This window comes from Nitrosovibrio sp. Nv4, assembly GCF_900215485.1.
GTDB lineage: Bacteria > Pseudomonadota > Gammaproteobacteria > Burkholderiales > Nitrosomonadaceae > Nitrosospira.
On sequence record NZ_OCMZ01000002.1, the window covers coordinates 525,444 to 547,074 of the forward strand.

Annotated in this window: 18 protein-coding genes; 9 read left to right on the forward strand and 9 right to left on the reverse strand. The window is 53.6% G+C overall.

What is annotated here, in order from left to right; genetic code table 11:
* Positions 1-67 precede the first annotated feature (67 nt).
* A complete protein-coding gene (locus CRO05_RS10630; protein ID WP_097067168.1) occupies positions 68-721 on the reverse strand; it encodes a carbonic anhydrase in 654 nt (217 codons plus the stop codon).
* Between the two features lie 253 nt (positions 722-974).
* Here CRO05_RS10630 and CRO05_RS10635 point away from each other — a divergent pair, with 253 nt between their 5' ends.
* Together CRO05_RS10635 and CRO05_RS10640 are read left to right on the forward strand one after the other, a co-directional pair.
* A complete protein-coding gene (locus CRO05_RS10635; RefSeq protein ID WP_097067169.1) occupies positions 975-2,534 on the forward strand; it encodes a sigma 54-interacting transcriptional regulator in 1,560 nt (519 codons plus the stop codon).
* A gap of 634 nt (positions 2,535-3,168) precedes the next feature.
* A complete protein-coding gene (locus tag CRO05_RS10640; protein ID WP_097067170.1) occupies positions 3,169-3,384 on the forward strand; it encodes a hypothetical protein in 216 nt (71 codons plus the stop codon).
* Positions 3,385-3,435: 51 nt separating this feature from the next.
* Here the strand turns inward: CRO05_RS10640 and chrA are convergent, their stop codons facing one another.
* Positions 3,436-4,650: a chromate efflux transporter gene (gene chrA / locus CRO05_RS10645; protein WP_097067171.1), complete on the reverse strand. Its 1,215-nt coding sequence runs from the start codon at positions 4,648-4,650 to the stop codon at positions 3,436-3,438.
* Between the two features lie 220 nt (positions 4,651-4,870).
* On the opposite strand from chrA, the gene CRO05_RS10650 reads away from it, so the two are divergent.
* Both CRO05_RS10650 and CRO05_RS10655 read left to right on the forward strand, forming a co-directional pair.
* On the forward strand, positions 4,871-5,404 hold the full coding sequence (locus CRO05_RS10650) for an antitoxin Xre-like helix-turn-helix domain-containing protein (protein ID WP_181319869.1): 534 nt from the start codon (positions 4,871-4,873) through the stop codon (positions 5,402-5,404).
* A complete protein-coding gene (locus CRO05_RS10655) occupies positions 5,401-5,874 on the forward strand; it encodes an RES family NAD+ phosphorylase (RefSeq protein WP_097067172.1) in 474 nt (157 codons plus the stop codon). The genes CRO05_RS10650 and CRO05_RS10655 overlap by 4 nt, the downstream gene beginning before the upstream one ends.
* Positions 5,875-5,950: 76 nt before the next feature.
* Here the strand turns inward: CRO05_RS10655 and CRO05_RS10660 are convergent, their stop codons facing one another.
* The 5 genes from CRO05_RS10660 to CRO05_RS15545 all read right to left on the reverse strand — a co-directional run bounded on the left by CRO05_RS10660 (position 5,951) and on the right by CRO05_RS15545 (position 14,194).
* Positions 5,951-7,177: an EAL domain-containing protein gene (locus tag CRO05_RS10660; protein ID WP_097067173.1), complete on the reverse strand. Its 1,227-nt coding sequence runs from the start codon at positions 7,175-7,177 to the stop codon at positions 5,951-5,953.
* A 90-nt stretch (positions 7,178-7,267) separates the two neighbouring features.
* The gene (locus CRO05_RS10665) at positions 7,268-11,509 is read right to left on the reverse strand and encodes a PAS domain S-box protein (RefSeq protein ID WP_097067174.1); all 4,242 of its coding nucleotides are present in this window, start codon (positions 11,507-11,509) and stop codon (positions 7,268-7,270) included.
* Positions 11,509-12,828, reverse strand: a complete 1,320-nt coding sequence (locus CRO05_RS10670; RefSeq protein WP_097067175.1) for an ABC transporter substrate-binding protein — start codon at positions 12,826-12,828, stop codon at positions 11,509-11,511. Before CRO05_RS10670 ends, CRO05_RS10665 begins: the two co-directional genes overlap by 1 nt.
* A gap of 76 nt (positions 12,829-12,904) precedes the next feature.
* Positions 12,905-13,837, reverse strand: coding sequence for a histone deacetylase family protein (locus tag CRO05_RS10675; RefSeq protein WP_097067176.1), 933 nt, complete (start codon positions 13,835-13,837; stop codon positions 12,905-12,907).
* Positions 13,838-14,020: 183 nt separating this feature from the next.
* Positions 14,021-14,194 carry a hypothetical protein gene (locus CRO05_RS15545; protein WP_159462725.1) on the reverse strand — a complete coding sequence of 58 codons (174 nt, stop codon included), beginning with the start codon at positions 14,192-14,194 and terminating at the stop codon, positions 14,021-14,023.
* A 31-nt stretch (positions 14,195-14,225) separates the two neighbouring features.
* On the opposite strand from CRO05_RS15545, the gene CRO05_RS10680 reads away from it, so the two are divergent.
* From CRO05_RS10680 to CRO05_RS10700, 5 genes are all read left to right on the forward strand, one after another.
* Positions 14,226-16,487, forward strand: coding sequence for an EAL domain-containing protein (locus tag CRO05_RS10680; RefSeq protein WP_097067177.1), 2,262 nt, complete (start codon positions 14,226-14,228; stop codon positions 16,485-16,487).
* Between the two features lie 115 nt (positions 16,488-16,602).
* Positions 16,603-18,750: a hypothetical protein gene (locus CRO05_RS10685; RefSeq protein WP_097067178.1), complete on the forward strand. Its 2,148-nt coding sequence runs from the start codon at positions 16,603-16,605 to the stop codon at positions 18,748-18,750.
* A gap of 105 nt (positions 18,751-18,855) precedes the next feature.
* The gene (locus CRO05_RS10690) at positions 18,856-19,878 is read left to right on the forward strand and encodes a class I fructose-bisphosphate aldolase (protein ID WP_097067179.1); all 1,023 of its coding nucleotides are present in this window, start codon (positions 18,856-18,858) and stop codon (positions 19,876-19,878) included.
* Between the two features lie 21 nt (positions 19,879-19,899).
* Positions 19,900-20,286 (forward strand): fluoride efflux transporter CrcB, encoded by a 387-nt coding sequence (crcB, locus tag CRO05_RS10695; RefSeq protein WP_097067180.1) that lies wholly within the window; start codon positions 19,900-19,902, stop codon positions 20,284-20,286.
* 9 nt (positions 20,287-20,295) lie between these two features.
* Entirely contained in the window at positions 20,296-20,667 is a 372-nt protein-coding gene (locus CRO05_RS10700) for a DUF190 domain-containing protein (RefSeq protein WP_235001396.1), read from the forward strand.
* 39 nt (positions 20,668-20,706) lie between these two features.
* Here the strand turns inward: CRO05_RS10700 and CRO05_RS10705 are convergent, their stop codons facing one another.
* Together CRO05_RS10705 and CRO05_RS16025 are read right to left on the reverse strand one after the other, a co-directional pair.
* Entirely contained in the window at positions 20,707-21,090 is a 384-nt protein-coding gene (locus CRO05_RS10705; RefSeq protein WP_097067182.1) for a VOC family protein, read from the reverse strand.
* Between the two features lie 278 nt (positions 21,091-21,368).
* Positions 21,369-21,500, reverse strand: coding sequence for a hypothetical protein (locus CRO05_RS16025; protein ID WP_255405888.1), 132 nt, complete (start codon positions 21,498-21,500; stop codon positions 21,369-21,371).
* Between the last annotated feature and the right edge of the window lie 131 nt (positions 21,501-21,631).

A 21,631-nucleotide genomic window follows, 5' to 3' on the forward strand; every position in this document is an offset into this window, starting at 1 on the left:
AAAACCACGTTAAGACGTGACCACTTGGCATGACAAGTGGTCACGTTTCCAGTTTTTTCTCTTGAACTTAGCTCCAGCGAAGTGGTTGCTTCCCTTGGATCCCGAATTGAGCTGAGGTCACATCGGTCCGGGCTCGTTTTTCAGCGTCCCGGGTCGGCGCTCTCAACCGACGTGTCTCGACTTCCCAAACCCAACCGCTGATGACCACATCCTTGGGGATGAGAGGATGATTTTTAAATGCTTCTATTGTCCTCATGCAGGTTTCATCCACGTCATCCATCATTCCGATCCACTTTGCAAAAGCACCCTTCTCCAGCTTCAATTCGGGCAATGTGGGATCCATTGGAATCTTGTCGGTATCGATCCCTTTATCCCGTAACATTTTCTCCAGCTCAGTTGCATTTGCAGACAGCATGCCGCATTGCGTATGCTGCACAATGACAATTTCCCTGGTGCCAAAAAAATGGCAAGTCAGCATTGCCGAGCGAATTGCATCGTCTGTGACAATTCCCCCGGCATTACGGAAGCAATGTGCATCTCCACCGCCTGCAGGGGTATCTACATGGATACCGAGCGCTTCATCTACCGGCAGACGTTCGTCCATGCAGGCAAGCACCCACAATTTCCGATTATTATGTCCATCCGGTCCATGACGGCGACGTTGGGCCCAAAAATCATATGCTGCGGCGCGTGTGTCCAGTTCCTCTTTAAGAGTTTTCAACTTTGAATCTCCTCGTTAACAGGCTGCAATTTAAAATCCCTAAAGTGATCTACTTTTTAAAGTACTAGAGGGGTTTCGCAACAGGTATTTAACCCGCAAATCTCCGTGCAATAAAATTAAATGCAAATACCATGCCAGAAGGGGAAATAAATATTTCCTCGCAATTTCAATAAATTAGTTTTTTATTTCTTGCCATATTAGTGAAACCGTGCTTCAATCAGTGAAGCTCAACTTCACATTCACTCCACATTCCATGAACAACAATCCTCTTTCTGAGTTAACACCGGATTTTTTTCTGCAAACCTTTATTCTTGAGCTAATGCATGCCAGCGAACAACAGGGACAAAAACATTGCGAACAGTTGATTGAGCATATAGCCAAAACTGCAGGATGCTTTTTTGAAGAAACTTATCGAGAAAATACTCATAAAAATGAACAGCTCGATAATGAAAGCTATACCGAACTCATACTCGGCATAAAAAACAATATCGGTGGTAAATTTTCACTGGTTTCCAGTAATCAGGACTGTATTACAGTTACCAATTCCCGCTGTCCTTTTGGCGAACAAGTCACCAACTTTCCCGAATTATGCAGGATGACTTCCAGCGTATTTGGGGGTATCGCCGCCAGAAACTTTGGCTATGCCAAAGTTGACATCAAAAAAAGCATAGCTCGCAAGGATGGCAAATGTGATGTATGTATTTACACCAATCCACAGGCAGCAAAAGGGCAGCGTGGAATGGAATATACCGATACAACGCCAGTCAAGGAAATTAACGATACCAGGGAATTGCAGTGTCGAATTGAAACAAGCATGCAAAGGCTGTGGCAGAAACAGAATAAAAAAATATCAGAAAAACATCAGCCCCCTGCCATCATCGCAAAATCGCCAATGATGCAGAAAATACTGCAATCAATCGAGGTTATTGCACCCACTTTGGCAACGGTTCTGATTCAGGGTCAAACAGGTGCAGGTAAAGAGCTGATAGCACGTGCCATACATGCGATGAGTGATCGCTCCCATAAACCATTCATCGCCATTAATTGCGGCGCGATTCCAGAAAGCCTGATCGAAAGCAGCTTGTTTGGGCATGAAAAAGGCGCTTTTACAGGAGCCATAGAAGTACACCAAGGCTATTTCGAGCGAGCCGAAGGCGGTACTTTGTTTCTGGATGAAGTCGATTCATTGTCGCCGGCAGCACAAACCAGATTGCTTCGTGTGATCCAGGAAGGAGAATTGGAGAGAGTTGGCGGTAAACAAACTTTAGCGGTTGATGTAAGAATCATCTCAGCAACAAATCAAAACCTGGAAGATCTTGTTAAACAGGACCGGTTCCGCAATGACCTCTACTATCGCATCAATGTAGTTCGTTTAAGTATTCCTCCCTTGGCCGAACGGCCAGAAGATTTGCCTTACCTTGTCCATTTGATCATTCAGCGCTTGAATAAACGGTATAACAAACAGGTCGAATCAGTAAGCCGTGAAGTCATGAATAAAATCCGGGGTTATCATTGGCCCGGCAATGTTCGCGAATTGGAAAACATCCTTGAACGCAACATCTTGTTTGTCAGTGGCAAGGAAATGACTGAATTGGATTTAGAGTTCCCAGCTAAAACCAAAAGTATGGGTGAATGGAAAGACGAAAAAGAACACGCTCTTACCAAAATAGAAAAATCATTCCTTGAGACAGCTCTGAAACAACATTACGGAAATGTAAAGAGAGTCTCTGAAAACATGGGAATCACATCACGTGCGGTTTATTCCAAGCTAAAAAAACACAAAATCAATCTGGCAGATTTTCGGGTCTCTTGATCGAAAACCTGAATATACAAACAGTTAGTTAGCACTAGGCACTGCAAGCCGGCTTTCCTGTTCGTAAGCCCGCCTTTTAGCTTCAAACACCCCTGTTTTTCGCGCTTGAACAGAACTCCTGGCGTTCCTAACAAAAGAGATTTTCGCACTTGAGAAAATCTCTTTTGTTTCAACTGAGAAAATGCGGAATCCTGTTCCCGAACTGGAATTACAGGTCCTTTCCAGAGCCTGTAACGGCAGCAAATTACGCCTTCTGCGGGGTAGCCGCATTGAAGTTTCCAGTTAGGTCCCCGCAAGCCAGATAACTGTAAGAGCCTGAGTTCGAAACTGCCCGACCAGCTTTAGCTCAAACTTGGGCCAGGAATAACTGCAACCTATTCATCCCCACAAACCGAAATTAACCGCAAATGAACCTGCATTTATTACCGCTGAGCTGCACCTGATCTTCGCGAATCAGGAATAAATGCAACTGCTCATTCATCGGGGTATTTGCCTGATTCCTTGACTTATCGAGATACCGATAGTTGGGTAGCGCACGGAATAACTCACAAATAAAGAGTATCTTTTGTGCACGATACGCAGGTACATCTCTTTCTGCACCCGGGAGCGAAACGCAAACCAAGGAGTACCTACTATGCAACCCTCCATCCCCAATCCCGATCCCCGGTTCCACACGGAGAACATCAAGAAAATGCTAGGTGAACTGATTGAGCATTTGCGCGAAGATACCTGCCAGATCAGCGAACCGAAGGCGCAAGTGCTATTCGAAACAACTGCCGAAGTCCTGAAAGGCCTTCAAACAGCCTTCTCCCATTACGAGGAAGGCAAGGAACCGGGAATGCGGCAATAGCGGTTGTTTTCCGGTTTGGCCAGAGCTTCATATTTCCTGAAGGTTCTGTCACTAGAATAGAGACAGGCCCGCACCGGTCATCGCGCTTAACAAAACAACCTTCCATGGTGAAACTTTGCAGACAGTCAGCAGGATGAATGCCACGAGCGCCACCGCAAAGTCCGGAGGAATAAGTACGGCGCTGATCCACACCGGGTCATAGAGTGCAGCCGCCAGGATGCCAACGACTGCCGAATTGGCGCCTGCCATCGCTGCCTGAACTCCGCTTCTTTTACGGAGGTCATCCCAAAATGGCAGGACACCTGCCAGCAGCAACATTCCGGGCAAAAATATCGCGATCAGGCAGATGGCTGCCCCCAGGATTCCGTTAGGCTCGGGTGAGACAACAGCACCGAGATAGGCAGCAAAGGTAAACAGAGGCCCCGGCACGGCCTGTGCCGCACCATACCCTGCCAGGAAACTATCCGCATCGATCCAGCCAGTCTCGACCACGCTTGCTTCCAATAGTGGCAGAACCACGTGACCGCCGCCAAATACCAGAGCACCCGCCCGATAGAATGCCTCGAACAATGCAATGGCTTGCGAGGAAGATGTCAGGGCAATAAGCGGCAAGGCGATGAGCAGAACGAAAAAGATCAACGATACAAGCAATGCCTTCGATTTGGAAAGCCGTATATTTAGGTGACCGGCATCTGTTATCGGCAAGTTTTTACAAAGCCACAGTCCAGCAATGGCGCCGGAGATGATTGCACTCATTTGCCCGACCGCTCCGGGTAAAAAGACCACTACCAGTACTGCGCCGGCAGCAATGCTGGCGCGCGCTCGATCCGGGCAAAGATTGCGCGCCATGCCCCAGACAGCCTGTGCAACGACGGCCACGGCAACAAGCTTCAGGCCATGAATCAAGCCGTGGCCGAGCAACCCTTCAAAGGCAGAGGCGCTGCAGGCAAAGACCAGCAACAGCAACGCGGAAGGCAGTGTAAAGGCAGTCCAGGCGATCAGGGCGCCCACAAACCCGCCCCTTGACAGCCCTAGCGCAAAGCCTACCTGGCTACTGGCAGGCCCCGGCAGAAACTGGCATAACGCAATGAGATCGGCATAGCCCGATTCACTTATCCAACGGCGCCGAGTGACCAGCTCATCCCGAAAATATCCCAGGTGGGCTATCGGTCCTCCGAAAGAGGTGAGCCCCAGTTTTAGAAAGGCGTGCAGGATCTCGCCCCAATGCTGGTGCTCAGGGGCGCCCGTGTCAGAAGTTTCTTGCATACTGGAACCTTTTTATTTCCATATAAGGAGGCCCGGCATAAGCTACCTTACAATCCGGATCATGGAATCCTGGCAGCATAGGAGGAAACATCGCATATCTGCAATGCGGCGCAAACAATAACAGGACGAAAACGTCCAGGATCAGGAAAATGGTCATACGCCTTTGGCTGGCATAGATTACTCAAATGAGCTATGATGGATGCTCAAATGGAGTGATGATATGACTACCAATATTGAGAAACCACAGGCACGGGTAAAGGTGCTGAAACGTCCCCACACCGGGGTTACCGTCACGAATGTTGTTGAAACGAAAAAACCCGTGAGCGTGACCAACTTTTCCGGCGTATACCAACTGGGACCTATGGAGCGCATCGAGATCATCAAAAAGGGCGTACCAGCCGGTGAAGTCGCGAAGATTGCCAAGACCATCGGGAGACCCAAGGAACGCCTTTTCAAAGTGCTGGGCCTGCCTCGAGCCACGGTTGACCGCCGGGCACGGTCAAAGCAGCAGCTGTCGCCCGACCAGGGTGAACGGGTGCTTGGGTTTTCAAAGCTGGTCGGACAAGTCCAGGTGATGATCGAGCAATCTGGAGATCCAAGCGGCTTCGACGCCGCCAGATGGGTTGCCGACTGGCTGGACAGGCCGGCGCCAGCCCTTGGCGGCCGGTGCCCCGCCGAGTATATGGATACCGCGGAGGGTCAGGAGCTTGTGTCCGGCCTGATCGCCAAGATCCAAAGCGGTGCTTACGCTTGACGGTTCTGCTCTGGCGTATCGGAACCGATACCCCGGATTATGGTGCGGACGACATGAGTGGAGAAGGCGCTCGCCGCACAGGGGGAAGGTGGAACCGCCCTGGAACGCCGATGATCTATGCGAGCAGTTCCATTGCGCTGGCCTGCCTGGAGACGATTGTACATCTGGCTGCAGGCGATTTGCCTCTCAACCGGTATCTGGTCTCTGTCGAGATACCTGACGACGTCTGGAAAACCGCAACGATCCTCAAGCCGAAGGATCATGTGGGCTGGGATGCAGTTCCGGCAGGCCTGACAAGTTTGCAGGCAGGAAATAAGTGGGCCACGGCCAGGATATCGGCACTCTTGCTAGCGCCATCCGTAATTGTGCCGGAAGAAAACAACGTCCTCATCAATCCGGCTCATCCTGCCGCTGCTCGGATCAAGGCGAAAAAGCTGCGGCGCTGGACATACGATGCTCGGCTGAGATAACAGCAGACCAGGGACGTCCCGCCCCAAGCGACTTGAGGAGAAAGCAGGAGAAAGTGTTGAGTTTCCTGCCGGGCTTTCACTTCAGCTCGCCAGTAGTCAAAGACTCCTTTTGAACCCGTTCCCGCCAACTCTCTATCCAGCCGGGCAGATTTTCAGCCAGCATGGGCCGGGAGACGAAAGCGCCTTGGGCGAGATCGCATCCTGTGCGGCGCAGAAGATCCCAATCATCGCGGTCCTCGACCCCTTCCGCCACCACCTCCATGCCTAATTGTCTTGCCAAAGACAAGCTCGCGTCATACATCGCACGCAACGTCTCGTCCTTCCACGCACGATGCACAAAGCCCTGGTCGATCTTGAGTTCGTCAAAGGGAATATCGCGCAACTGGGCGAGCGAAGAGTGTCCCGTGCCGAAATCATCGATGGAAAGGCGGAAGCGCTTCAAGCGCAACCGGGTCAAAATTTCGAGCGGGGCGCGTGTATCCTGCATCAACCGGCTTTCCGTTACCTCCAGCACCACGTTCTGGGGGGCTATGCCCACTTTAGCTGCAAGCTCGGCAACAAAATTCAGAAAATCCAGCGACGCCAGGTTGTCCATTGAGACATTAACGGCGATTCGCAAGTCCAGGTGCGCTTGCTGCCACACCTTGGCCTGTGTCACAGCTGCAGTGAATACAACTTGAGTCAGGGCATTGATCAGTCCCGACGCCTCGGCCACGCTAATGAATTGATCAGGAAAGATGACGCCATCCACCGGATGTTGCCATCGCACGAGCGTCTCGACGCCAACCACCTCGCCAGTGGCGACCGACACCTTGGGCTGGTAATAATTGACCAGCTCGCTCTTGGCCATGGCAGCCCGCAAATCATCCGCAACGTATACTTTCTTCGCTGACCCGGCAGCTTCGGCTGAAGGAGGGGCCCATTTCTCGAGCAGCGCGGATAACGCGTCCGGCTTGACTGGCTTATGCAGATACCCGAGTATGGGGATTTTATGCGCCCGCACCAGCTTTTCGGTGGTTTGCAGTATACGCTCATCCTCGCCGCTGACCAGAATGAGGCTGCCCGCATAGTGCTGGTCGACCAGATGCCGCACGAACTCAATCCCATCCATTTCCGGCATATTGAGATCCAGCAGGATCACATTCGGCGCATCCGCCTTGGCGACACGCTCGAGAGCAGCGCGCCCGTTGTCGCAAAGCGTGACCGAGGTAAATCCCAGATTCGTCAGAATGCGATTCAGCAGTTTGAGCATGAAGGATTCATCGTCCAGCACCAGAATCCTGACTGCGGATCGTTCGGTCATGTCATTTGTCTTTCAGTTATTGATCAATAGATGGGCCTTACGGCGGTTGCGATGACGGCCGCACAAGAACGGTAAACGTACCATACCGCATTATGCCAAGGAAGCAATGTATTTATCTACAGCTGCCGATTCCGACTCAAAACGCGGCAATAGTTCGTTTAACTTCTGAGCGTCGCCCGCCTTTCCCGCCTGTTCCATTTCGGCGCACAGCTCGCCCAGCGCCAATGCGCCGACGGAGCGAGCCGCTGACTTGAGCTTATGTGCCGCGGCCCCGGCCGTTTCCGTCTGCCCCGTCTGACACGCCGCCCGGAGATCCGCTGCTGCTTTGCCCGAACTGGTACGAAAATCCCGTAAAAATTCGCTGATCACCGCCGGATCGTCACCCACTAGCCCTTTGAGAACATTCACGTCCACCGGTTTATCAGCAGCGGGAACCGTGGCCGGGGTTGCAGGCGCCGCTGGAGGAGCCGGGGTAGCCGATGTAGGCGGCGCGGCCGGGGCTGAAGGGGCTGAAGGGGCTGAAGGGGCTGATGGCGCGGAGGGGGCTGATGGCGCGGGGGTGGCCGGGGTGCCGGGCGCGGCAAGAGCAAGCAACTCGGTACTGGCGGCGGGTGGCAGCCATTTATGCAATATCGCTTTCAGGTGCGCAAGCTGCACAGGTTTGCTCAGATAGTCATCCATGCCGACCGCGCGGCAATGCTCGGCCTCGCCCTTGAGGGCGTTGGCAGTAAAAGCAATAATGGGGGCTCGCGCCTTGCCTTGCTCGGCGAGGCGGATGGCCGCAGTCAACTGGTAGCCGTCCATTTCCGGCATGTGCAGGTCGGTGAGCAGCAGCGCATAGTTGCCGCTTTCCCAGCGTTTCAGCGCTTCCCGGCCGTCAGGGGCAATATCTCCCGCATAGCCCAGTAAAGTGAGCTGTTGACGGATGACCTTTTGGTTGATTTCGCTGTCTTCAGCAACAAGGATGAGCCTATTCTCCTTCAACGCCTGCTCGCGTGATGGCGCAACTGCTGCCTCGGGCGGGGCAGATTCCGGTATTTCAACTTCTTCCTGTGCTCGTCCTGCCGCAATGGCCACGGCCCGCAGAAAAGCGTCGCGGTGCATGACATCCCCATCCAGCGTAACGGTATCCACCGTTTCAGAGCGCTCGTGACGGCGGCGTCCCCGCCTGATTATGACAAAGCGGGGTTCAATGTCGGGCTGATGATGCCCATGCTCAAGAACCACGAAATGCGGGTCCAGGTCGGGGCGCGTATAACAGGCCGCGCGCAATTCCTCAAGCGGGGGAGCATCATGCCCCGCATCGATGATCAGTAGCCACAAGCCGGGCGGCAGTGTTTCGATACGCTTCCGGCAAGCCCCCAGATCTGTTTCACGCTCCACCGTAGCACCGCTGTATTTCAGATATACGGCCAGATCGTCGCCCAACCCCTCCTCGTCACCCAATACCAGACAGGAAACGCCGGTCAAGTCCACAATCTTGCTCAGCGCTGGCACGGCAGGTGGTAGCGCGAAGGCTACGCGTACGGTAAAAACGGAGCCCTCGGCCAAGGCGCTTTGCACCCTGATCTCACCTCCCATCAATTCAACCAGATAATGGGAGATGGCCAATCCGAGTCCGGTTCCGCCAAATCGGCGGGTAGTGGATGCATCGCCTTGAGTAAAGGGTGTGAAAAGCCGCGCCTGAGTTTCTTCACTCATGCCTATGCCATTGTCGGATATCTGAAACTCCACCGTCACCTGATCCTCACTGCGGTCCGCCAGCACTGTGCGTACCGATACCCGCCCCGGTTCCTTCTGACCACTGGAAAACTTGATGGCGTTATTGGTAAGATTGACCAGCACCTGGCGCAGGCGCAGGGCATCGCCCAGGACCTCCTCGGGAATTGTGGGGTCGAGAAACATGGTAAGTTCCACCCCTTTTCTGACAGCCAGGCTCTCTAGCATCGCACAAGCCTTTTCCACCACGTTAACCAGCGACATGGGCGCCTTTTCGATTTCCAGCCGGCCGGCCTCTATCTTTGAGAAATCGAGAATATCCTCGATGATCTCCAGCAGGGCAAATGCCGATTCGCGGATGAGGTCTACCATCTCCACCTGATAACCGTTGAGGCTGGTTTGCTGCAATACGTCGGCCATTCCGATCACCCCGTTCATTGGAGTACGAATCTCATGGCTCATGGCTGCCAAAAAAATTGATTTTGCCTGATTGGCCTGCTCGGCATCATGGCGTGCCTGTTCAAGATCCTTCAGAATTCGAATCCTTTCGCTGATGTCGATTGCAGAAGGAATTATTTTAACGATCTGGCCTTTGGCATCCCGGACCGGCACCAGCATGCAATCAGCTGTCATGAGACCGCCATTGGCAATGCGTATCTCAAAGTCGCGGCGGACGATTTCCCCGGCTTGCGCCCGCTTGATATCTGCCCGGAGTTGTTGCTGCACTTCCGGTTTGTAGGAGAACCACCCGGTGTCCGACAAGCACTTGCCTATAACATCCTCGCTGCGCAGGCCGCCTACCTCCAGCGCGGTACGGTTGATTTCCACCAGGACACCATCAGGGGTCATCTCGCCAACAAGCGCGGCCAGGTTATCCACGATGGCTCTAAAGCGCTGTTCACTATTGCGCAAAGCCTGCTCAACCCGCTTGCGTTCGCGGATATCGCGCAAAACGCCGGTAAAGTACCTTTTCCCTCCTACGAAATACTCGCTTACAGCCACATACAGATCGATCAATTCACCATTCTTGTGTCGCCCCTCGACTTCGCGCCCCATGCCAATGTTATGCACTCCTTCCACTTCCAGCGCGAGAATGTGATCGAACTCGCACCGACCCCGCCCGGTCCGGTAATACCTGTCGATATAATCCTGGTGAGCCCTGTGATGCGGTTCGGGCATGAGCATCGAAACGTTCCGGCCAATCACCTCTTCCCGTGTGTAACCAAAGAGTTTTTCTATCACCGGGTTGACCGACCGGATAATGCCTTTATCATCAATGGTGATGATGCAATCCACCATGTGTTCGACTATTGAGCGTGTTTCCTCTTCCTTGCTGGTCAGCGCCGCATTGGCGCGCTTCAGGTCATCAGTGCGCGCAGCAACCCTGTTTTCCAGATCCTGGTTGAGCTGCCGCAGATCGTCTTCAGCTACGTCTCGTTCACGGTTGCTGACAGTCAGGCGTTCCGTCATGGTATTGAAGGTACTTGCGAGTTCCCCTATTTCGTTCCATCCCTCCACCGGCACGCGCTGCTGCAGATTACCGGCGGCGATGTGGTGGGCGCCATGACTCAGGTTTTTCAAGGTGGTGACTACACGCCGGCTGAATAGAAGTGCGCCCAGGATAGCGGCAAGAAGCGTGAGGCCGAGAATCAGCAAACCCAAAGCGCGCACGCGTTTCACGGAAGCAAATACCTCGTCCGCATCCATTTTGACTTCGATGCCCCAGTTCATGCGAGGCAGGTAGCGCCAAGCCGCGACGACTTCCTTGCCGCGATAATCCGTTTTTAAACCGCCGCCGCGTTCGCCGTGCAGACCGCTTTGAATGGCTATCGAAAATGGCGGATTATTGAGGGGTATCTTGAATTCCAGCGCCGCATTGGGCTCATGTTTCAGTGGCGCCATCACCAGAGCGGTGCGGTCGTTCTGAAGCCGTGTAACCACCGTTTCACCGCTTGCTCCCAGACCTACGTTGTCGGTCACCACCTCGAACACACGTTCACTGTAGATCTGCAGCGCAACCACCCCTTCAAGTTTTCCGTCAAGCACAACAGGAAATGCCATGAACGCAGCAATCGCGCCATGCGACGGCGGATAATACTCAAAATCCGAGACGCTGTTCTGCAATGTATTCAGTGCATTGCGCGTAATACGGCCCAAACCGCTGTTTCGGAATGGTCCGGTGATAAGGCTGGTGGCAAAATCGACTTCATGCGCCTGACTGTAGACAATTTCGCCCTCAGGAGAAATCAGGAACAGATCGTAATAACCCGCATCCTCAACGAAGCGCATGAAGTGCTCGCGATAATATGCGTCCAACTCACGATACGCAGCCGATTTAACGCCACTCCTTTTATATACACGAGCAAATTCCTGCATGGCGGCGCGCGTAGTACTGGCTGCCTGGATAACCCGCGCGTCAAGGAGCCGCTCTCGCAGATAGCTGTCTATTTGCTCCGCTTTCATATCGGCAATGGCCGCGACCTGCCGGATCGCGGTGTTCTGCGTCTCGGTCTCGAAGGTACGCAAGAGACTGTATCCGATGATCAGGATAGGCAGCAGGGAAACTGCCACGAACCAGACCGCGAAGCGCTGCGTAAGCGATGTGAATCTCATCACGGCTTCAATCCGGCGGTGGTTTCGAGAAGCTCATCCCACTCTTCGCGGGAGCGGTATGTGGGAAATGGCGCCGGCTCGAGCGGGCGTCCGGAATCCCAGACAATATCGAACTGGCCGTCCTTGCGGGCTTTGCCAATGCGGGCTACCTTCCACACATGGCGCGTATTCGGATCGAGCGAGACGATTCCTTCGGGCGCCGGCAGGCTCTGACGCAGGATTGTGCGCTGCACCTTGCCCAGATCGCCCGAACCGGCTTCGAGCGCCGCTTGAATCCACATTTGCATGTTGACGTAAGAAGCTTCCATCGGACTGTCGAGCACGGCTTGCTGACCGAAACGGTCGCGGAATCGTTGCACGAAAGCCTGATTCTCAGGAGTCGGAATAGTCTGAAAATAATTGCGTGCGGCATAGTGACCTGCCATCTGCACGGTATCCTGGGTTGTCAGCCCCACTTCTGTCACGCTAAACGATAACACCGGCATCTTGTCCGGAGTGATTCCGTTCTTCTCGAGCGTTCGAAAAAACACGGCATTGTCTGTGCCGCTAATGGTGTTCAACACGATATCCGGCTGCTGCCTGACGATGTCCGCCACAAGATCGTCCATTACGACGGAACCCAGGGGGAGGTAGCGTTCCCCCGCCACCACCGCCCCGTGCCCGCTCAGCAAATCCTTGATGAGAATATTCGCAATGCGCGAGTATATGTAATCCGATCCCGCCAGATAAATCCGCTTGCCGCGTGTATTGGGGCTACCCGGCTTGCCGAGATTCTCCAGCGCCCAATGCACAGCAGGCATGACTAACTGATTGGGTACTGTGCCGCCGTAGAGGATGTTCGGGGATTCTTCCATGCCCTCGTACCGCAGCGCGTAAAAGAGCAAGTGGCGATGTTCTTCGACTATCGGTCTCACCGCTTTTCGACATTCCGACGTCCAGCAACCGAACAAGGCCTGTACCTGCTCTTCGACGATCAGCCGCTCGGCCTGCTCGGCGCAATAAGCTGAGTTGGACCTGCAATCGACCACAACGGCCTCGATCTTCCGATCGTTGATACCACCCGCGGCATTGGCCTCCTCGACCGCAAAGCGGATCGCATCCACCAACGGCTTTTCACTCGTTGCCAAGGGCCCGGACAACGAGTGAAGCACGCCAATCCTGATCTTCTCCTTCGTGCCCGCATAGTGTTGCCATATCATGACGCCGGCAACCAGCAGAACGATCAGCAAGATAACGGAAACACGCGACTTGTTGCTGCCCGTCAATACCTGGTTTCCGGAGCGCGCTGCCACGGAGGACTTGTTCAGGGATTCCCTCATATTCTTATCATAGACACAATAGCCGCCTGACGAAACAAATGCGGGGAGAAAATATTCGCAGCCACAGCAACTCCCATCAGGAGTCAATGAGAACTTTCACATGGGCGGCGACGCTCCGTCCCAGCGCAGATAACGCGTATCCTCCTTCCAGCGACGATACGATCCGGTCGTCCGCGTATCTGCGCGCGACATCCGTAATTCTTTCGGTTACCCAGGCGTAATCGTCCTCCGTCAGATTCAGTGAAGCAAGATCGTCATCTCTGTGAGCGTCGAACCCGGCCGAAATGAATAGCATCTGCGGTTTGAATTTTTCAAGAGACGGCAGCCAGAATTCGTTCACCACTTTCCGGAATACCTGGCTATTACTGCCGGCGGCTAGCGGGATATTCACCATGCGTTCCGAACGTCCCTCAACACCGCTATATGGGTAGAACGGATGCTGAAACGTGGAAACCATCATGACTCGCGGGTCATCGCTAAAAATATCCTCTGTGCCGTTGCCATGATGCACATCGAAGTCCACCACCGCGATACGCTGTAAAGCGTGTGCTTCGATAGCGTGGGCAATGCCAACCGCGACGTTGTTTAAAAGACAAAAACCCATCGCCCTATCACGTTCCGCATGATGGCCTGGCGGGCGAACACTGCAGAAAGCGTTCTTCACCTTCTTCCCGATCACCAGATCGGTCGCCAGTATCACCGCCCCTGCCGCACGGTAGGCTGCCTTCAGGCTATGCCGGTTCATCGCCGTGTCCGGATCGAGATATGCGAGACCCGTTGAAAGCGCCCGGGACGCGATGGCATCCAGTAGGGCAATATGTTCCGAGGTATGCACGCGCTTCACCTGCGCAGGCGTAGCCATGGGCGCAGCATGGCGTTCCAGTTTATCCATCAAGCCGGAAGCAGCCAGTGCATCCTCGATTGCCTTGAGCCGCGCCGGGCTTTCGGGATGAAATGAGCCCATGTCATGCAGCAGGCAGTCAGGATGAGAAATAAAAGCCGTATGCATTCAGCAACCTCCGATAAATCCTTTCTGGGCCGGGCGCAATCGGGATGCTCGCAAGGAGCATCACAAGAATAATAGTAGATCGCGATAACAAAGGAATCCCAAGTTTATTTTCAATGCCATTGATACATGCGGTACATTCGATACATGCGGTACATACGAATACATGCTGGCAGGCGCCTCATCTCAACCTGCGTTTGCTTTGCTCCTTGTTGCGCCTGTCGCATCCTTCACTGCCTTGATTTCCCCCAAAATTGAAACGATCGTCCAGTCCGTGATAATCTCATGACCCAATGAAATTTCTAAATAACGGCGCCCTTGCGCGTACGATGGCAAAATCGGGAACTTATTCAGGGTCATCCAGAGTTTTCCTAAAACAATAAGGCATTCAATGTCCCTTTCCCGACAACTCTGGCTGACCGTCATACTCGTTACTCTGATAAGTTTCACAGGCAGCCTTGCCATCAGTCTGATCAGCACCCAAAGCTATCTTGAGCAGCAGCTTCATCGAAAAAATATCGATAGCGCCAATTCCCTCGCCCATTCCATCTCGCAACTGAGCAAAGATCCCATTACGATCGGTCTGCAGATCGCCGCGGTTTTCGATACCGGCCAATATGAGACGATCTCGATCACTTCGCCCGATGGCAGAGTGATCGCTGAGCGGGTGCAGGATCGGACAGACACTACTGTTCCCGAATGGTTTATCGATCTCTTCCCTATCAGCGCCGAGGCAGGCCGCGCTCAAATCTCGGATAGCTGGATGCATTTTGGCGTTATCAAGGTGGCAAGCCGCGCTCAACTCGCCCATCAGGCGCTTTGGGATCAAACAGCAAGCCTGCTGATCTGGTTTCTGGCCGCGGGCCTCTTCTGCGGACTCATCGGTGTGCTGATACTGTACCGTATCAAGAAGCCGCTGGCCGCGATGGTCGGACAGGCCGAAGCTATCACGGAACGGCGTTTTCTGACTATTTCCGAACCTCGCATACCGGAATTGCGCAGCATCGCACGCGCCGCAAATGACATGATAAGACGCTTGCATAACAGGGCTATCGAGGAAACCTCGCGGCTCGAGGCGCTGCAAAAGCGGCTGAATTACGATCCAGTCACCGGCCTGGCCAATCGCGAGTATTTCATGAACCGCCTTGCCGAAATCCTCCGGGACGGAGATACCGTTCCTGGCATGGCCGTTAGCGAGAGCGCTTCGGCCGGAGGTGGAGAAGAAGCTCCTTCGAACAAAGACGCTGAAATTGCCGCCTCGGGCGGAGATGAGGAAGTTGCCGCCCGGATCGAGGATGGGGACACCGCCCCAACGGACACAGAGGATAAAGAGAGTGAAGTCGCCATCTCAAGCCCAGGCGAAGGCGCCGCGCCTGGCGAAAACGGAGAAGCTGCCGTCTCAGGCGAGATCGGCGAAGCTGTCACTTCCAGCGGGGGCGACAAAGATGCCGCACTGCATGAGGGCACCGAAGCTGCTCCAGAAGATATCGTGGCACGCAAACCACCACAAAGCGGTATTCTTTTTCTGCTGCGGCTCAATAACCTGCAAGAGATAAACCAGAAGCTTGGCCGCATCGAAACAAACAACCTGCTCCGTCAGGTAGGGACTCTCATGGGCCACGTCGGCGCCGAGGCTGCGCGTGGCGAAACGTCCGCTCCTCTCGCCGCCCGCTTGAATGGATCCGATTTCGCGCTTCTTGTCCCCGATATCGAGGATGCGCGCCAAATCGCAAATGAGCTGACGAAAGAGCTCGCTGCCCTGTCATCGCAAATCGGAGGGCAGATTACGGATTTATGTCACATTGGCGTCGTTCGCTACCAGCGGGGGGACCAGTTGGGTGAACTTTTCGCGAAAGCTGACGCCGCGCTGAGCACCGCCGAACGCGCAGGCATCAATGCCTGGCACGCCATTGCAGCGCGACCTGATCACTCCCCTGCCCCAACCATCAATATCGGCGATTGGCGCCAGATCTTCAGCGATGCATTCGCCGAAGACCGCTTCAAGCTGGCTCTCTACCCCGTGGCAGGACGCACCGGGGAGCCGTTGCATCAGGAGGCCTTCGTCCGCATGCAAGCCCAGCACGATGGAGGCTGGCTGGACGCAAGCGATTTCGTCAATATCGCGGTCCGCCTCAATCTCACCGGACCCCTTGATCTGGCTGTCATCCGCCACGCGCTCGAATCCTTGAAATCGTCCCCCGGTGAACTGGCGGTGAATCTGTCCGTTGAAACTCTGGCGGATTGGGATTTTCGTAATAAACTTGTAGAATTGCTGGGCCAATATCCCGATTTTTGTCCGCGGCTCTGGGTTGAAGTACCCGAGTATGGGGCTTTTCGCAAGTTCGAAGCCCTTCGTGATTTTTGCGACACCCTGAAGGCACTTGGCTGCCGAACCGGCATCGAGCACTTTGGCCCGCAAGCCGATAAACTCCAGCAACTCACCGGTTTCGGCCTCGATTATCTTAAAGTAGACGCTGCCTTTGTTCACGGCATCCATCAAAACAAAAATAACCAGCGGTTCCTGAAAGACTTATGCAAGCTGGCTCATAACATTGGCATTATCGTGATTGCACTGGGCGTACAAACTGAAGCGGAGCGGAAGGCATTGATAAAACTCGGCTTTGATGGCGTTGCCGGACCTGGCATACAATAATTTTCCTGTTTCACTTGCTTAGTCTTGCCAAATACCCTTCGTTGTTTGCATTGCTCAGTTGTTGCGTCTATAACTCCCTAGAGCCTTACGATTTTAATAATACCAAGGAGACAGGATGGCTACCTCACATACATGGAAGTTTTTCCGCGCGGGGGGTTTCGATCAGGTGCAGATCGACAACGGCGCAGACTTGCTGGCATTAAAAGACCTGGACCAAAAGTTGTGGGTGGCACTGAGTTGCCCGACGCGCGGCATAGAATTCGACACCAAAACGCTCGACTTGATCGACCATGACGACGATGCTCGCGTACATGCGAATGAAGTGCTCGCAGCTATCGCCTGGGCCGGCAATTTGCTGAGGAATCCCGATCTGCTGATCGAAGGTTCGGATCGCGTGACATTGGCAGATATAGACGATAGCGGCGAAGAGGGGCAGCAGGTGCTTGCTTCAGCACAGTATATTCTCAAAACCCTGGGCAAAGCGGATGCGGGGGAAATTTCCCTGGCGGATATGGCCGACATCGGGAAATTTGTTTCAGGTCTGGAATTCAATGGTGACGGCGTCATTCCTGCCAGCCAGATTGCAGACGCGGCATTGCGCACAACCACTGAAGACATCATCAAGTGTCGCGGGTCTGTGCCGGATGTAAGCGGAAAAGCAGGAGTCAACCAGGAAATCAGCGACGCGTTTTTCGCGGAAGTGGCCGCTTATGCGGAATGGCAGGCGAAGGGTGATAGCGATGCGAATATCCGGTTTCTTGCAGAAAAAACGCAAGCAGCCGCAGACGCGTTCCATGCCGTCAAGGAAAAAGTCAGCGACTACTTCACCCGCTGCCATATGGCCGCATATGATGCGCGCGCAGCCGTGCCATTAAGCCGTTCCGCCGAGGACTACAAGGGCATTGCCGCACAAATGTTATCAGCTCAAAACACCGATATAGCAAGCTTTCCGCTGGCGACAGTAGAGCCGGACAAGCCCCTGCCATTGATTTCCGGCATCAATCCCGCCTGGCAAAAAGAGATAGGTGCGTTGCGTGAGCAAGCCATTGTGCCGCTATTCGGCGAAAAACAGAATCTGCTTGCGTCGGAGTGGGCAGAACTTTGTTCTAAATTTGCCGCCTTTGAAGCATGGCAAACCGCTAAACCAGCCTGCTGCGCCGAGCAACTGGGCGTAACGCGCTTGCGTGAGATCGCAGGCAGCCAGCATAAGGAAGCGATCGATAATCTGATCCGTCAGGATAAAGCGGTCGCAAGCGTGGTAAAGGTCATCCATTCGGTGGAAAAACTGCTGCGGTACAACCGTGACTTATTCAAACTGGTAAATAATTTCGTATCCTTTCGCAGCTTTTACACGGGAAGAGATAAAGCCCTTTTCCAGTTGGGCACGTTGTACCTGGATGGACGCAGCTGCGACCTGTGCGTAAGGGTGGACGATATAGGCAAACATGCGGAGTTTGCCAATATGAGCGGGCTTTATCTTGCGTATTGCGATTGCGTGCGGAAGGGAGGCGCCGAAAAGATGAGTATCGCTGCTGCCTTTACCGCCGGTGACTCGGATTTTCTCATGGTCGGCCGGAATGGCATTTTCTACGATCGAAGAGGCCAGGACTGGGACGCCACCATTGTGCGAATACTGGACCACCCGATCAGCATCCGCCAGGCATTCTGGTCACCGTATAAAAAACTGATCAAATTCATCAACGAGCAGTTGGAGAAACTGGCCGCATCGAAGGCCGCCGCCGCACATGATAAACTGATCAAGGCAGCGGTGGAAACCGCAACGCCTGTAGCGGCTGGAACCCCTCCCCCACCCCCGAAGGCGCCTTTCGATGTGGGCAAATTTGCCGGGATTTTTGCGGCGATAGGGCTGGCGCTCGGTGCCATCGGCGGCATTCTTGCTTCCCTTGTCAGCGGCATTCTGGGATTACAGTTCTGGCAAATACCTCTGGCGATAATCGGACTGATATTATTGATTTCCGGACCGGCCATGGTGGTCGCCTGGTTCAAGTTGAAGAAACGCAACCTCGGGCCGGTACTGGATGCGAATGGCTGGGCGATTAATGCGCGAGCGCGCATCAATATTACGTTCGGCACATCATTGACCAAGCTTGCTTATTTGCCGGCAGGCGCGCGCCGGTCGCTTGCGGATCCGTACGCGGATAAAAAAACGGTGTGGCCTTTCTTTGTATTGATTGCGGGAGCCGTCGTTGCTTTGATCGTCTTGTGGCAGATGGGCTTCTTCGATGCACCCCAAACTCAATAACTGGCGTTAGAATAGAAAGTCCGTCTACCTGGCTTCAGGCTGATTTTTTGGTCTTTTTTCTGGCTTTAGGGCATAAATTTTCATCTTTAGAGGAGATACAAATCCATGAATATTGATGAACTCAAGTCAGTAGCCGAAGCCATTGTTGCGAAGCAGAAAGGTATTCTGGCGGCGGATGAAAGCAACCCAACGATCAAGAAGCGTTTTGATTCCATCGAGATTGAGTCGACCGAAGAAAATCGCCGGCGGTACCGTGAAATACTTTTCACCACCGATGGTATAGAACGCTATATCAGCGGCGTCATTCTTTTTGATGAAACATTGCGGCAGAGTTCACGCGACGGCACGCCTTTTGCCGAGCTGCTGACGGGCCGGGGTATCATACCCGGCATCAAGGTGGATAAAGGCGCAAAGGCGCTGGCGCTATATCCCGGTAACAAGGTCACTGAAGGCCTTGATGGGCTGCGCGACCGGCTTGCTGAATATAAGCAGTTAGGTGCGAAATTCGCAAAGTGGCGGGCCGTGATCGAAATTGATGAACATGATGTGCCGTCTGCCTGCGCTATTCGCGCAAACGCCCATGCATTGGCACGTTATGCCGCCCTTTGCCAGGAAGCTGACATTGTGCCGATCGTAGAGCCTGAAGTGCTCATGGATGGGGCGCACGATATTGACCGGTGCGAAAAGGTCACCTCGCAAATGCTTGAGGCTTTATTCACGGAGCTTAACGCTCATGGCGTACTGCTTGAGGGAACGTTACTCAAACCGAATATGGTGATTCCCGGAATGAAGTGCCCGCATCAGGCCAGTGCGAAGCAAATTGCCGAAGCCTCTGTCCGCTGTCTGCGCCGCTATGTACCGGCGGCAATCCCGGGTATTGTATTCCTCTCTGGCGGTCAAAGCGCGGAAGACGCGACCGATAATCTGAACGCCATGAACGGGATGGACGTGCATCATCCGTGGCAACTCAGTTTTTCATACGGTCGAGCGCTGCAGGCACCGGTTCTGGCTGCCTGGAAGGGACGGGAAAGCAATGTGGCCGAAGCACAGCGAGCGTTCTTTAAACGCTGCCAGTTAAACGGTTTGGCTCGCGAGGGAATATATAGCCAGAAAATGGAAAATAGCTGATTTGCGTGTACCGACGAAAAGATGGGCGTCTACGCGATAGCGGCGGTGGGCGCGGGTGCAGCGCTTGGCGCATGGCTGCGCTGGTGGTTCGGCATGATCATTAACCCGATATTTCCCACCTTCCCCCTTGGCACGCTGGCGGCAAACCTGACCGGTGGTTATCTCGTCGGCGTCGCGGTCGAGTATTTTCATCACAACACGGTGCTTCCACCTGAAGCACGACTATTTGCGATCACCGGCTTTCTCGGCGGGTTGACCACCTTCTCCACTTTTTCCGCTGAAACGGTCACCCTGCTGTTGAGAGCGCAATATGGCTGGGCTTGCATTGTCATTTTCTCGCATCTCGCTGGTTCGCTGGTGATGACAGTGCTCGGAATAATGACCATCAAATGGTTGGCGCAGCATTGACACTTATTTTTGGCTGAATTCAACCCCGAAAGTGAATGGAGGCAAGAGGAAGGGGAGGACGACATGCAGGGTATCTTTCTCAAATTCTACGTGGGCGAATACCGCGAGCACCATGGCATTCTTTTGTTCGAGTGGCTGCTGGAACGCGCAAAAAGATATGGGTTTAACGGCGGCACGGCAATGCGAGCGATAGCCGGTTTCGGGCGTCATGGGATATTGCACGAAGAGACTTTCCTTGAGCTTGCGGCGGACCTGCCGGTGGAAGTCAGTTTTGTCCTGAGCGAGGACGAGGCTGCACTGTTTCTGGACTTATTGCAGACGGAAGGAGTAGACCTGTTTTATGTCAAGTTCCCGGTGGAGTACGGGTTTTTGCCGGAGTGACGGCATGGACCATGAGTTGTCGCTATCGCTGGCGCCATTTCAAACCTGATAGAGCTGTATAAGATTACCGCAGGTATCGTCAAATACAGCGAGGGTTGCCGGTCCCGCTTTTGTCGGCTTCATACCGAACACCACGCCCAGCCCTGTCATTCTTTCATACTCTTTTTGAATATCCTCAACGGCAAATGCCGTTAGCGGGATGCCTGCCTCAAAGAGCGCTTTCTGGTATGTCCTGGCAGCGGGGAAACCGATCGGTTCAAGAAGCAACTCGACATCGTCCGGCGCATCGGGCGATACAACGGTCAACCACCTTGCTTCCCCCGCGGGCATATCGTTTTTTTTAATAAATCCCAAAACTTCCGTATAAAACTTCAGGGCCTTGTCCTGATCGTCAACAAGTACGCTATTCAGTTTAATTTTCATAATAATAACGACGACAATAAAGCTGATCTTAATGTATATGCGACAGTTCGTTACTGGTCCATATCATAAATCATATGAACCTCGCCATGCCCTTCTTTTGCATATAAAGATTCATTACAGCAGTTAATGGGATCACCCGCCAACATTTCACAATCCCGTTCCATTAGCGGCCCCGTTTCAACAAGTCCATCGTAATAACTGCCTGCGGGAAATAAAGGACTCGGCATTCTAGCCGAGATAGCCGAGGTTGCTGCGGAATCACGCTGCGCCAATCCAATCTACTTCTTTTCCCCTTGCCCGGATGCGAGGGTGGTCGGAACTGAGGCGACGCTATCCGGCTTGCTCGACGCTCGTTCGTTGCTCCATACCATCCCGATTACCAATGCCACGATAATGATTTTCACGCGCATGTCGCTATTCCTGAATAACATTATGACTATAACGGCAGTGGATCGAGAAAAAAAAGCCCGGCGCAGGATCGCTGAGCCGGGCGGTGGCGTTTGTTGCAACCGGGTTAGCTATTTCTCTCGTTAGCTATGCC